The sequence below is a fragment of the Flavobacterium sp. 2755 genome, assembly GCF_031455715.1.
Classification (GTDB): domain Bacteria; phylum Bacteroidota; class Bacteroidia; order Flavobacteriales; family Flavobacteriaceae; genus Flavobacterium.
This window is the reverse complement of sequence record NZ_JAVDTG010000005.1, coordinates 257,049-269,733: the sequence shown is the minus strand read 5'-3', so window position 1 is coordinate 269,733 and position 12,685 is coordinate 257,049. Positions and strand designations below refer to the sequence as shown.

General features: G+C 33.1%; 12 protein-coding genes. 5 read left to right on the top strand and 7 right to left on the bottom strand.

Features of this window, described 5'->3' with window-relative positions; all coding sequences use genetic code 11:
* Positions 1–21 precede the first annotated feature (21 nt).
* The 5 genes from J2Y38_RS13935 to rluF all read left to right on the top strand — a co-directional run bounded on the left by J2Y38_RS13935 (position 22) and on the right by rluF (position 4,297).
* The gene (locus J2Y38_RS13935) at positions 22–1,116 is read left to right on the top strand and encodes a Nif3-like dinuclear metal center hexameric protein (RefSeq protein ID WP_309843553.1); all 1,095 of its coding nucleotides are present in this window, start codon (positions 22–24) and stop codon (positions 1,114–1,116) included.
* 3 nt (positions 1,117–1,119) lie between these two features.
* Positions 1,120–1,899 carry a zinc ribbon domain-containing protein gene (locus J2Y38_RS13930; RefSeq protein WP_053472418.1) on the top strand — a complete coding sequence of 260 codons (780 nt, stop codon included), beginning with the start codon at positions 1,120–1,122 and terminating at the stop codon, positions 1,897–1,899.
* A 189-nt stretch (positions 1,900–2,088) separates the two neighbouring features.
* Positions 2,089–2,946: an alpha/beta hydrolase gene (locus tag J2Y38_RS13925; protein WP_309843551.1), complete on the top strand. Its 858-nt coding sequence runs from the start codon at positions 2,089–2,091 to the stop codon at positions 2,944–2,946.
* A gap of 59 nt (positions 2,947–3,005) precedes the next feature.
* Positions 3,006–3,350, top strand: coding sequence for an antibiotic biosynthesis monooxygenase (locus tag J2Y38_RS13920; protein WP_309843548.1), 345 nt, complete (start codon positions 3,006–3,008; stop codon positions 3,348–3,350).
* Positions 3,351–3,469: 119 nt separating this feature from the next.
* Entirely contained in the window at positions 3,470–4,297 is an 828-nt protein-coding gene (gene rluF / locus J2Y38_RS13915; RefSeq protein WP_309843545.1) for a 23S rRNA pseudouridine(2604) synthase RluF, read from the top strand.
* Positions 4,298–4,337: 40 nt separating this feature from the next.
* On the opposite strand, the gene J2Y38_RS13910 is transcribed toward rluF, so the two are convergent.
* The 7 genes from J2Y38_RS13910 to J2Y38_RS13880 form a co-directional block, all read right to left on the bottom strand.
* The gene (locus tag J2Y38_RS13910) at positions 4,338–5,726 is read right to left on the bottom strand and encodes a DUF4173 domain-containing protein (protein ID WP_309843544.1); all 1,389 of its coding nucleotides are present in this window, start codon (positions 5,724–5,726) and stop codon (positions 4,338–4,340) included.
* A 59-nt stretch (positions 5,727–5,785) separates the two neighbouring features.
* A complete protein-coding gene (locus J2Y38_RS13905; protein ID WP_053472423.1) occupies positions 5,786–6,076 on the bottom strand; it encodes a transcriptional regulator in 291 nt (96 codons plus the stop codon).
* A gap of 4 nt (positions 6,077–6,080) precedes the next feature.
* Entirely contained in the window at positions 6,081–6,695 is a 615-nt protein-coding gene (locus J2Y38_RS13900) for a hypothetical protein (RefSeq protein WP_180860757.1), read from the bottom strand.
* A gap of 504 nt (positions 6,696–7,199) precedes the next feature.
* Positions 7,200–8,126 carry a magnesium transporter CorA family protein gene (locus J2Y38_RS13895; protein ID WP_309843541.1) on the bottom strand — a complete coding sequence of 309 codons (927 nt, stop codon included), beginning with the start codon at positions 8,124–8,126 and terminating at the stop codon, positions 7,200–7,202.
* A gap of 220 nt (positions 8,127–8,346) precedes the next feature.
* The gene (locus J2Y38_RS13890; RefSeq protein ID WP_309843540.1) at positions 8,347–9,234 is read right to left on the bottom strand and encodes a tetrahydrofolate dehydrogenase/cyclohydrolase catalytic domain-containing protein; all 888 of its coding nucleotides are present in this window, start codon (positions 9,232–9,234) and stop codon (positions 8,347–8,349) included.
* 130 nt (positions 9,235–9,364) lie between these two features.
* Complete coding sequence (gene ffh / locus J2Y38_RS13885; RefSeq protein ID WP_012022351.1) at positions 9,365–10,717, bottom strand: signal recognition particle protein; 1,353 nt, start codon at positions 10,715–10,717, stop codon at positions 9,365–9,367.
* A 284-nt stretch (positions 10,718–11,001) separates the two neighbouring features.
* On the bottom strand, positions 11,002–12,684 hold the full coding sequence (locus J2Y38_RS13880) for an MBOAT family O-acyltransferase (protein ID WP_309843538.1): 1,683 nt from the start codon (positions 12,682–12,684) through the stop codon (positions 11,002–11,004).
* Between the last annotated feature and the right edge of the window lies 1 nt (position 12,685).

Sequence of the window (12,685 nt, the reverse complement as noted above, 5' to 3'; positions counted from 1 at the left end):
ACTTGAAACAAAATATAAAAAATGAAAATCAAAGACATCATAACCGTACTAGAAGAAATGGCGCCTCTCGCCTATGCAGAAGATTTTGACAATGTGGGACTTTTAGTGGGAAATCCGGAAAACGAAAGTAACGGAGTTTTAGTTTGTCATGATGCATTGGAAAATGTAATTGAAGAAGCAATAACTAAAAATTGCAATCTCGTAGTTTGCTTTCATCCTATTTTATTTTCTGGAATTAAAAAAATTACCGGCAAAAACTATGTCGAGCGTGCTATTTTAAAAGCCATTAAAAATGATATTGCTATTTATGCCGTTCATACCGCTTTAGATAATCATCCGCAGGGAGTTAACAACATTTTCTGTAATACCTTAGGTTTAATAAATACCAAAATTCTAATTCCAAAACAGCAATTTCTACAAAAATTAGTTACGTATACTGTTCCCGAAAATTCTGAAAAAGTTCGAAATGCCATGTTCGAAGTCGGCGCTGGAACTATTGGAAACTATGATAATTGTAGTTTTAATTCTGAAGGCTTTTTTACTTTTAAAGGAAATGAAAAAAGCAATCCAACAATTGGAGAAAAAGGAAAATTACATACCGGAACAGAAATAAAAATCGAAGTTATTTTTGAAAAACATTTACAATCCAGAATTTTAAAAGCACTTTTAACGAATCATATTTATGAAGAAGTGGCATATGAGATCTACGATCTGCAAAATTCACATCAAAATATTGGCTTAGGAATGATTGGAGAATTGGAGAATGAAATGGATGAAAAAGACTTTCTTCTGCACGTAAAAGAAATTATGATTGCGCGCGGAATTCGTCATTCTGCCTTTACCGGAAAAAAAGTAAAAAAGGTAGCCGTTCTGGGAGGTTCAGGAAGCTTTGCCATAAAAAATGCAATTCAGGCCGGAGCCGATGCATTTTTAACTGCTGATTTAAAATATCATCAGTTTTATGAAGCAGAAAACAAATTACTTTTGGCCGATATTGGTCATTTTGAGAGTGAACGCTATACAAAAAACTATATTGTTGATTATCTTCGAAAAAAAATTCTTAATTTTGCGATCATTTTATCGGAAGAAAATACAAATCCAGTTAAGTACTTATAGAATATGACGAATACGAAAGAATTAAGTGTTGAGGACAAGTTAAGAGCAATATATGATTTACAGCTTATTGACTCTAGAATTGACGAAATCAGAAACGTTAGAGGAGAACTTCCTTTAGAGGTTGAAGATTTAGAAGATGAAGTTGCAGGTTTGAGCACTCGTTCAGAAAAACTGAAAGGTGAACTTGAAGTGATTGAGGAGCAAATCAAAGCAAAGAAAATTGCTATTGAGGAGCATAAAGAGGTTATCAAGAAATACACAAAACAACAAGAATCAGTTCGTAACAACAGAGAATTTAATTCTTTGACAAAAGAAGTTGAATTTCAGGAATTAGAAATTCAATTAGCTGAAAAGCAAATCAAAGAAATGAAAGCTTCTATCGAGCACAAAAAAGAAGTTATTTCTAATTTAAAAGAAAAACTTGATGCTAAAAGCTCTCATTTAAAACATAAAAAATCTGAATTAGATGCTATTATGGCTGAAACTCAAAAAGAAGAAATCTTCTTATCTGAGAAATCAGCTGAATTTTCAGCTCAAATTGAAGAAAGATTATTAGCTGCTTACAACAGAATCAGAAGCAGTGTTCGTAACGGATTAGCTGTAGTTTCTATCGAAAGAGGAGCTTCTGCAGGATCTTTCTTTACGATTCCACCACAAACTCAGGTTGAAATCGCTTCAAGAAAGAAAATCATTACTGATGAGCACTCTGGAAGAATTTTAGTTGATACTCAATTAGCTGAAGAAGAAAAAGAAAAAATGGAACAATTGTTCTCAAAATTCTAAATATCAAGTCCCGATTTAATCGGGACTTTTTTTTGACTAAATATTTTTTTGCCACGAATTACACTAATTTTCACTAATTTTTAATTTGTTTTTAAATGGAATAAAAATTCGTGCTAAATTTGTGTAGTTCGTGGCGAAACTTTTTTAGATCGATTCCCGAATATTATTTTTACTACTAAATTATTTGTTTTGGGAATTAAAAAAAGCATCCGTTTTATTACATTAAAATCAGTTGGATCTTATATTAACTTTTTGAGTTATGTGCGTCCGCAAAAAGCCATGGAACTTTCTTATGCTCTTTTTAGTCAGCCCCGAATTGGGAGATTAAAAAAAGAAACGCTTCCAAAAGTTTTAAGAAATACCGAAACAGAAATTTTTCACCATAACGAACATCATTTTCAAACCTATATCTGGAAAGGGAACGAAACCAAAATTTTATTGGTTCACGGCTGGGAAAGTAATGCTTCACGCTGGAAAAAAACATTACCTCATCTACAAAAATCCGGAAGTACTATTATCGCAATTGACGCACCTGCTCACGGACAAAGCAGCGGAAAAGAATTTAATGTTCCGCTTTATGCCGAATTCATCAATAAAGCGGTAGAAAAATATCAGCCAGAAATTATTATTGGACATTCTATTGGTGGTGCAGCCTGCGTTTATCATCAATATTTATTTCCGAATACGAGCATTAATAAAATGGTTATTCTTGGCGCTCCTTCTGATTTAAAAACTTTGATTGATAATTACATTTCAATGCTGAGTCTAAACAACAAAATGTTAACTCTTTTAGAAAGCAAATTCATAAATCGCTTCAACTTTAAACTGGAAGATTTTTCAGGACAAAAATTTGCATCTCAATTTACTATTCCTGGTTTCATTGCGCATGATACTTCTGATAAAATTGTGGCTTTCGCCGAAGGAAAAAAAATAGCAAGCAACTGGAAAAACAGTCAGTTTATTGAAACCAAAGGCTTAGGCCACGGAATGCATGATGATGAATTGTATCAAAAAGTGATTGAGTTTCTTTTTGAAGGCACAAAGTAACAGAGGTTCAAAGGGACAAAGTTTTTCCAAAAATCTAAAATCTAAAATCTACAATTAAAATGATAGCTGTAATTTTTGAAGTTATTCCGAATGAAGGAAAAAAAGAAGAATATCTTGATATCGCTGCAAGTCTGCGACCAGAATTAGACCATATCGAAGGTTTTATTTCTATTGAGCGATTTCAGAGTTTTTCTGATCCTTCAAAAGTTTTGTCTTTATCTTTTTGGAGAGATGAAGAAAGTATTCAACAATGGAGGAATCTTGAAATGCATCGTGCTGCGCAGTCAAAAGGTCGAAATGAAGTTTTTAAAGATTATCATTTAAGAATTGCTAGAGTTGTTCGTGACTACGGAATGTTTGAAAGAAAAGAAACTCCTGAGGATAGTTCGATTTTTCATGATTAAAAAAAGGTTCTGAGGTTCTAAGTTGCTATCCCGATAGTTATCGGGACTAAGTTTTCTTCACAAAAATCTAAAATCTGAATTCTAAAATCTAAAATCATTTTTTTGCCTACTTTTGCAGTATGGAAGAAAATCTTAAACGTCTTAATAAATTTATTGGTGAAACGGGATATTGTTCTCGTCGTGAAGCCGATAAATTAATTGAAGAAGGACGTGTAACAATAAATGGCGCTGTGCCGGAAATGGGAACTAAAGTTTCGCCAGATGATGAAGTACGCATAGACGGAAAGTTAATCGTGGAAAAGCACGAAAAAATGGTTTATTTGGCTTTCAACAAACCGGTTGGAATCGAATGCACCACTAACTTAGAAGTCCGAAATAATATTGTGGATTATATCAATTATCCGAAACGTATTTTTCCAATTGGAAGATTGGATAAAGCGAGTGAAGGATTAATTTTTATGACGAATGATGGTGATATTGTAAATAAGATTTTACGTGCCAGAAACAATCACGAAAAAGAGTATACGGTTACGGTAAACAAACCTATTACTGATCGTTTTATACAACGAATGGGAAATGGTGTTCCAATTCTGGATACCGTTACCAAGAAATGTAAAGTAGAACAAATTAGTAAATACACTTTTAAAATAATTCTGACTCAGGGTTTAAACCGTCAGATTAGAAGAATGTCTGAATATTTGGGTTATGAAGTAACGGCACTTAAACGTATCCGAATTATTAATATTTCTTTGGATGTTCCGGTTGGGCGTTACCGCGATTTAACCGATGCTGAAATTAAAGAATTAAATCAGTTAATTGAACCTTCGAGTAAAACGGAAGAAGCGAGTTTTCCTAAAGTTGAAACTCCAAGTCAAAGTTCTAATCGAAGAACAACATTTATTTCAAAACACGATCCCCGATTTAGAAAAAGAGGTGACAACAATTAAATAAAAGTCCCATTTGAAATTTCAAATGGGACTTTTTAATTTATTTCTTATTATCTAAAAATTCATAATACAAAGCCTTAGATAAAAAACCTGCATTTTGATAATTTGAAATTAATTCTTCTCTTACCGCTTCTGGATATTTTCCGTCTAAATTATTTTTTGAAAGATATTCTCTTCTGGCATCATCATTAAAGTTTAATCCGCTTAAAAATACTGGTTCTACTCCTTTGTTTACCGAAATATTATAATTGGTTACTAAATTTCCCCAATTTACATAACTGCATAAAAGAATTGTTGCATAGAAATACCAAATCATTTGATTGAAAAGATAGGCATTGGTTTTTTGTTTCGTTATTTTTAAAAAAGAATAAACTAAACCTATAATAGCCAAAATTAAAAAAGCATAAACTCCTAGACGTTTGTATGTTAAACCATAGAAAGAAACATATTCTGAGTTTTTAACGATGGCGCTTACAATTAAAACTACATTTAATACAATCCATACTTTTGCCAGGTTTTTTAATGTTGTAGCTTTTTCATCAAAGTTAAAACCTCCTTTAAAGTAAAATAAGATTACGCCAACTGCCATTAAAATTGAAAATATTACTGCATTTACACGTTCGTGCGTATCGGCGCTTAAGTTTGTTTTTTCGACTACTTCAAAAAATTGTTCGTAATTATATGTTCCAATGAAAATTAGAAGCATAACATTTAGCATAAATAATGTGATCACTCCGCTTTTTCTTTCAAAATCCAAGTCTAAGAATGAGAATGTACTTTGATTTTTTACTTCAGCAATATTCGTGAATTCATTGTTTAGTTTTGGGTTGAACTGATAAGAAATATCCGGAACCCAGTAGTTCCAAAAACTGAATGAGATGTAAAATCCTAAAATACACATAGCGATTAATTGAGGTAGATTAATATCTAATGTATAATCAGTAAACAATGAAGAGAAATGATTGCTTCCGAATGAGTAAACGATAAAAAATAATCCAAGAAATATTACCGGAATAATTACAAACGCTACTAGTTTTTTAGCAATGTCGTTGTGAATTTTTCGTTCAGGAAGCCATTGGCTAAATATAAAAATACGTCCTATTGTAGTGATTCCGTTTAGGAATATTAAGGGAAAAATCTGAACGATTTTAAGTTCTCCATCCTGCGTTTTAAATTGTAAAAACAGAATTGATAAAGCTAAAGCAAAAAATGATGCAGCGTCTCCATACCACGCAAAGGCAAAACAAGACAAAATAGAAGTCATTACAAGAACAAGATGTGATCTGTTTACAAACTTTTCCTGAAAGAAATAACTAATTAACAGAGTAAGTATCACTCCAAAAATAGAAATGTTGATTCCCACAGATTCATTGTAAAAAAGCAGTATAAAAACCGCTGTACAAGCTAAAATAATTTGATGTTTTTTCATGATTTTAATTTTTAAAAGTACTTTGTAATTCAAAGTTTTTAGGTAAAAAAATATAGTTATTACGATTTCATTAATTTTTCGAGATAAGAAAGGTGTTCTTTAAACGCTGCGCGGCCTAGCGGCGTTACCTGATAAGATGTTTTTGGTTTTTTACCAACAAATTCTTTCTTAACTTCGATGTATTCAGATTTCTCCAATGCTGAAGAATGACTTGCTAAATTACCATCGGTGATATTTAAAAGCGTTTTCATCTCGGTAAAATCTACCCAGTCGTTAACCATCAGAACGGACATAATCCCCAGTCTGACACGGCTTTCAAAATCTTTATTTAGTTTATCAATAATTCCCATTGGGTTATTTGTATTTTTTGAACATCACCAATCCATATGCGATATGCAGGATACCAAATCCTAAGATCCAAAATATTAAACCATATCCAATATAAAAAAGTGAAATACATCCTAGCAAAAGTTCAGAAAAGCCTAAATACTTTATATCTGAAAATGTATATTTTTCGGCATTAATAACCGCTAGTCCGTAAAATAGTAAAGTCGAAGGCGCTACTAAACCGTAATATCCGTGATATATTAATGCTAAACAAAATATTCCTCCTGCTGCAAGTGGAACTGCCAGATTAAATAACATATTTTTTGTGGCAGAGGTCCAAATTGGCAAATTGTATTTTTTGCTTTTTCTAACGGTAAAAAAGGTTCCGAATACAAATGCGCAAACTAAAATTATTACACCAATCCAGATTAATTCTGAAACTAAGCTTCCAGATAATATTATGTGTTCATCCGTAAAATACTCTATTCCATTTACTTTAAAAAGCTGATAGACATACAATCCGCCTATTAATGCCGAAAGTCCCGCGAAAACTCCTGAAAGTCCGCTTAACGATATAAATCTTGAAGAACGCTCCATCATGGAACGAATATGTGCTAAATCTTCTTGGTGTTTTTGATTCATAATTAAAGTACTTTGCGTTACAAAGTTATTATTTATTTTGAATTGACAAATAAAAATTGAGTTTTTATTTTAATTAAATTAAATGGTAGATATAATGAATGAATTTGTTACATCACAAAATATATAATCCCTACGGGATATTTTACCGGTGAAATTGTATTATTACTACCGATATATAACTCCTAACGGAGTATCTCGGAGAGATTAAATATCGGTAGCAAGAATTCATTTACCATCATTTTTTTGTCCCGTAGGGACTACACATTTTAATTAACATTCATAATCATACCTTGCACGAACGGGATTTGATATTACCTGAGAGCCGCGTGAGGGATAGGAGCTGGCTACCGAAGTAGCGCGGATAGCCCGACCGTCCCGATATAAGAAGGTGTATTTACATAAAGTATATTGGCCTTCTTATATCGGGACGGTCACGCCCAAAGTATAGAAACGAAAAAGCCTATTCGTAACGAACAGGCTTTTATATTTTTTCTATTTTTCAATTTAAAACCATCTTCTTCTTTTGAATAAAAAGACTCCAAAAGTTGATAAGATAACGGAAACTAAAAGCAGAATCCAGATTCCGTATTTACTTTCTTCCAGACCATTTGGCACGTTCATTCCGTACAAACTGGCTATTAAGGTTGGAATCATTAAGATGATCGAAATTGAAGTCATCTGCTTCATGATGTTATTCATATTATTCGAAATTACCGAAGCATACGCATCCATCATTCCAGTTAAGATATTGCTGTAAATATTGGCCGTATCCTGTGCCTGACTTAATTCGATTTCGACATCTTCCAGTAAATCTGAATCGTAATTTGCTTTATGCGCTTTTAGATTTTTTATTCTTTGAAATAAAACATCGTTTGCTTTTAATGAGGTAATAAAGAATACCAAACATTTTTCGATTTGAAGCAATGCTTGTAATTCTTCATTTTTAATTGACTTTTCTAAATTATCCTCTGCCAGTTTTATCTTTTGATTGACTTGTTTTAAGTATTTCAAATACCAAACGCTTGATGAAAGAAGCAATCTCAAAACCCAGTCGAAATTGTCTTTAACCTGAATGTTTTTGCGTCGGGAATACAACATAAAATCATATATGATTTCTGTTTTGTAAAAAGTTATGGTTACGCATACATCATTTTTAAAAATTACGCCTAGCGGAATGGTTTGAAAAGGGAGTTTTATGTCGTTACTTTTTATGGGAACGCGCATGATGATAAGCGTCCAGCCGTCTTCGATTTCGATACGGGGTCTTTCGTCGATATCTTCAATATCATTGTAAAAAGCTTCGGGAATTTGAAGTTCTTCTAGTAAATATTTTTTTTCTGTTTCTGATGGATCTTCAATGCTTATCCAGCAGTTTGGAGTCCATTTTGGTATTTCTAGTAATCCGTTGTCATTTGTGTAAAAGGCTTTCATTTCAAAATACAGGGTTTTAACGCAGCATTTTGAAAGATTTCAAAAGCTGCTTTTAATTTAATACTAACGAATAATAATCGTCCATTTGGAGAAGTGTTTTTTAAGTGTGGCAAAAGTATCCTTTATTTTTAAGAACCAAAACTTTAAAGTATTAATTATATATTAAAAACAACAAAGCCTGTTCGTTTGAACAGGCTTTGTAAATATATTTAGAAACAAATTACTTGTTTTTTTGGCTTCTCATTTTACGTGCTAAAAGTGTATTTTTAAGCAACATTGCAATTGTCATTGGTCCTACTCCACCTGGAACTGGTGTAATAAATGATGCTTTTTTGCTTACACCGTCAAAATCAACGTCACCTTTGATAACATATCCTTTTGGGTTTGATGCGTCATCTACACGAGTAATTCCAACATCAATAATCGTTACTCCTTCTTTTACCATATCCGCTTTTAAAAATTCAGGAACTCCTAAAGCTGTAATAATAATATCAGCATTTTTAGTAAATTCTTCTAAGTTTTTAGTACGGCTGTGAGTCAACGTAACTGTTGAATCTCCCGGATTTCCTTTACGGCTCATTAAAATACTCATTGGACGCCCAACGATATGACTTCTTCCAATTACAACAGTATGTTTTCCTGCAGTTTCAACTTTGTAACGCTCTAACAATTCCATAATTCCGAATGGTGTTGCTGGAATAAAGCTTTCCATTTCAAGCGCCATTCTACCAAAGTTCGTTGGATGAAATCCATCTACATCTTTATCTGGATCAATTGCTAACAAGATTTTTTGCTCGTCGATGTGTTTTGGCAAAGGCAACTGAACGATATATCCGTCTAGATTATCATCTTCATTTAACTCTTTAATTTTAGCAAGCAGTTCGTCTTCAGTAATTGTTTCTGGCAGACTTACTAAAGTTGAGTCAAATCCAATTTCCTGACATGATTTTACTTTACTTCCTACATAAGTTAAACTTGCACCATTGTTACCAACCAAAACCGCTGCTAAATGAGGCACTTTTCCTCCTGCATCTTTTATTGATTGAACTTCGATTGCAATTTCGTTTTTAATGTCGTTAGATGTTTTTTTACCGTCTAGTAGTTGCATTGTTTTCTAAAAGTTAAATGTTCTAAGTTAGAAGTGAGAAGTTACTCTTCTCTTATATTAATTCAGTTATAAAATTTAAGGTCTAAAATTCCAGCTTATAACTTGAAACTTTAAACCTTAAACTTTTATTTTATCTCGGCATTCCGCCTGGCATTCCTTTCATGCCTCCCATCATTTTCATCAGGTTTTTTCCGCCCGGACCTTGCATCATCTTCATCATCTTGCTCATTTGGTCAAACTGCTTCATTAACTGATTTACCTGCTCGACTTTCGTTCCGGAACCTTTAGCGATTCTGGCTTTTCTTTTTACGTCGATAATGGCTGGTTTGCTTCTTTCTCCTGGTGTCATGGAGTGAATGATTGCTTCAATATGTTTAAAAGCATCATCTTCTATTTCTACATCTTTCATGGCTTTTGAAGCTCCTGGTATCATTCCGACCAAGTCTTTCATATTACCCATTTTCTTTACTTGCTGAATCTGCGTTAAGAAGTCGTCAAAACCGAATTCGTTTTTAGCGATTTTCTTTTGAAGTTTTCTTGCTTCTTCTTCGTCAAATTGTTCCTGAGCTCTTTCTACAAGCGAGACAACGTCTCCCATACCTAAAATACGCTCAGCCATACGATCTGGATAGAAAACATCAATTGCTTCCATCTTCTCGCCTGTACCTACAAATTTGATTGGTTTGTTTACAACCGATTTAATCGAGATTGCTGCTCCACCACGAGTATCACCATCTAATTTCGTTAAGATAACTCCATCAAAATTTAAGATATCGTTGAAAGCTTTTGCTGTGTTTACAGCATCTTGTCCTGTCATAGAGTCGACAACGAACAATGTTTCTTGTGGCTGAATTGCTTTGTGAACACGTGCAATTTCATCCATCATTTCCTGATCAACTGCTAAACGTCCTGCAGTATCGACAATAACAACATTGAAACCGTTTGCTTTTGCATGTTTAATTGCGTTTTGAGCAATCTCAACAGGATTTTTATTTTCTGGTTCTGAGTAAACCTCAACACCTATTTGATCTCCAACAACATGTAACTGATTGATCGCCGCCGGACGGTAGATATCACACGCTACAAGAAGTGGTTTTTTATTTTTCTTCGTTTTTAAGAAGTTAGCTAATTTTCCTGAGAAAGTAGTTTTACCAGAACCTTGAAGTCCAGACATTAATATAACGCTTGGATTTCCAGATAAATTAACTCCGGCAACATCACCTCCCATTAATTCTGTCAGCTCATCTTTTACCAGCTTCACCAATAATTGTCCTGGCTGAAGCGTTGTTAAAACGTCCTGACCAATTGCTTTTTCTTTTACTTTGGTTGTAAAATCTTTAGCAATTTTAAAGTTAACGTCGGCATCAAGTAAGGCACGACGAACTTCTTTTAAGGTATCGGCAACGTTTACTTCTGTAATTTTACCGTGTCCTTTTAATATATGGAACGCTTTATCTAACTTATCACTTAAATTATCAAACATACTATTTTCTTTATTTGAAGTGCAAAGATAATCTAATTAGATATTTCAGGCAATTTTTATTTGTGTGCAATTTTTTGCCACGAAGGCACAAAGACACAAAGTTTATTTTGTTTTTTCTTGTTAAGTCGCAAAGTTTTTATCTCTCGCAGATTAAACAGATTGGGCAGATTATTTTAAGGTTAAACATGAAAAAATCAGCTATATCTGCTAAATCTGCGAGAAAAAAAAGCGCAAAAGAAAAAACCTTTGCGCCTTTGTAACTTTGTTCCTCTGAACCTTCTAAATTAAAATTGGAAATAGATAAACGGCTGTGAACCGGCAACTGCTGTTGCGTAAACGATCCAGTAAACGAAGCCCAGAATTATTGCTTTTATTAATAATGGCGTTTTATCGAAAACCAATTTCATTTTGTCTGTGATAACTTCTGGTAAGAAATGCCAAACATATCCGAATAACATTAATAAGAATACATTTTTATATCCTAAAACTATGGCTTTCCAGTTTTGTGGTTCGAAAGTTAACTGACCAATATTATTGATTACTTGTAAGGCTGTTTCGAAATCTCTGGCTCTGAAAAAGATCCAGCAGAAAACTACAAAATGAAATGTAATTAGAATGGAGAAAAATCTCCATAAGAAATTACTTTTCCCGTCTTTTTTAGAAGGAAAGAATTCAAGGAAAATTTTGTGAACCGCTAAAGCTAATCCGTGTAAAGCTCCCCAAACTATAAATTGCGCTCCCGCTCCGTGCCACAATCCGCCTAAAAGCATTGTGGTAAAAAGATTTAGATTGGTTACTAAAGTTTGTTTTCTTTTATTCGAAAGCAGAAATGACAAACAAAATAGTGCAATCGAAATTGATGCAATAATCAACGGAATTATGCTGGTATTGTAACTTGTGATTCCCCAAAGTAATAATCCGAAGAAGAATAAACTTGGGAATAAGAATCCTGCGAATGAACCTTCTCTGTTTCCACCAATAGAAATGTATAAGAAATCTTTTAACCAGGTTGAAAGCGAAATGTGCCATCTTCTCCAGAAATCTGTAATCGAAGTTGATTTATATGGCGTTCTAAAGTTGGCTGGTAATTTGAATCCGAGTAACAAAGCGATTCCAATTGCCATATCTGAATATCCTGAAAAGTCGCAATAAATCTGGATGGCATATCCGTAAGAGGCCATTAGATTTTCGAACGAAGTGTAATTTAAAGGCGTATCAAAAACACGATCTACAAAGTTTATTGATATATAATTTGATATTACCGTTTTCTTAATTAATCCACCAATAATCAAAAACAAGGCGTTGTTTACATCTTGTCTTGTTAAGTTTAGCTTTTGATAAATCTGCGGTAAAAAATCTTTTGCTCGCACGATTGGTCCGGCAACTAACTGCGGGAAAAACGAAACAAAAAATAAATATTCGATGTAGTTTTTTGTTGGTTTAATTTCCTCACGGTAAATCTCAATAATGTAACTCATCGATTGGAAGGTATAAAACGAAATTCCGACTGGAAGGAAAATATCATGAAATTTAAAATGTCCATTGAACATATCGTTGTATGTTCCAATCATAAAATTCATGTACTTGAAATAACCCAGTAATCCTAAATTCAGAATTACACTTATTACCAAATATATTTTCTTGGTGCTGACTTTAGTCTCTTTATAGATAATTTGGCTCAAGCCATAATCTACAACTGAAGAAAGTAGTAATAGTAAAAAGTAAATTCCGCTTGACTTGTAATAAAAGAAAAGCGAGAAGAGAATAACGTACGTTAATCTTAAATAAAATGTTTTGCGTAAAAAGCCGTACACAAAATAAAAAACCAGAAATAATCCTAAGAATAAACCTGTATTAAATAATAGTTTTTCGTCTGGATTATAAATAAACCAGCTTTTAACTTGCTCTATTGTAATTGCACCAAAATTTTGGACGAACCAATTATTGATGTTATCTATTGCTATCAAC

Excerpts from the sequence above, each read along its gene's own strand:
- J2Y38_RS13935 (WP_309843553.1), top strand. The coding sequence starts at position 22 with ATGAAAATCAAAGACATCATAACCGTACTAGAAGAAATGGCGCCTCTC.
- J2Y38_RS13930 (WP_053472418.1), top strand. The coding sequence starts at position 1,120 with ATGACGAATACGAAAGAATTAAGTGTTGAGGACAAGTTAAGAGCAATA.
- J2Y38_RS13920 (WP_309843548.1), top strand. The coding sequence starts at position 3,006 with ATGATAGCTGTAATTTTTGAAGTTATTCCGAATGAAGGAAAAAAAGAA.
- rluF (WP_309843545.1), top strand. The coding sequence starts at position 3,470 with ATGGAAGAAAATCTTAAACGTCTTAATAAATTTATTGGTGAAACGGGA.
- J2Y38_RS13910 (WP_309843544.1), bottom strand. The coding sequence starts at position 5,726 with ATGAAAAAACATCAAATTATTTTAGCTTGTACAGCGGTTTTTATACTG.
- J2Y38_RS13905 (WP_053472423.1), bottom strand. The coding sequence starts at position 6,076 with ATGGGAATTATTGATAAACTAAATAAAGATTTTGAAAGCCGTGTCAGA.
- J2Y38_RS13900 (WP_180860757.1), bottom strand. The coding sequence starts at position 6,695 with ATGAATCAAAAACACCAAGAAGATTTAGCACATATTCGTTCCATGATG.
- J2Y38_RS13895 (WP_309843541.1), bottom strand. The coding sequence starts at position 8,126 with ATGAAAGCCTTTTACACAAATGACAACGGATTACTAGAAATACCAAAA.
- J2Y38_RS13890 (WP_309843540.1), bottom strand. The coding sequence starts at position 9,234 with ATGCAACTACTAGACGGTAAAAAAACATCTAACGACATTAAAAACGAA.
- ffh (WP_012022351.1), bottom strand. The coding sequence starts at position 10,717 with ATGTTTGATAATTTAAGTGATAAGTTAGATAAAGCGTTCCATATATTA.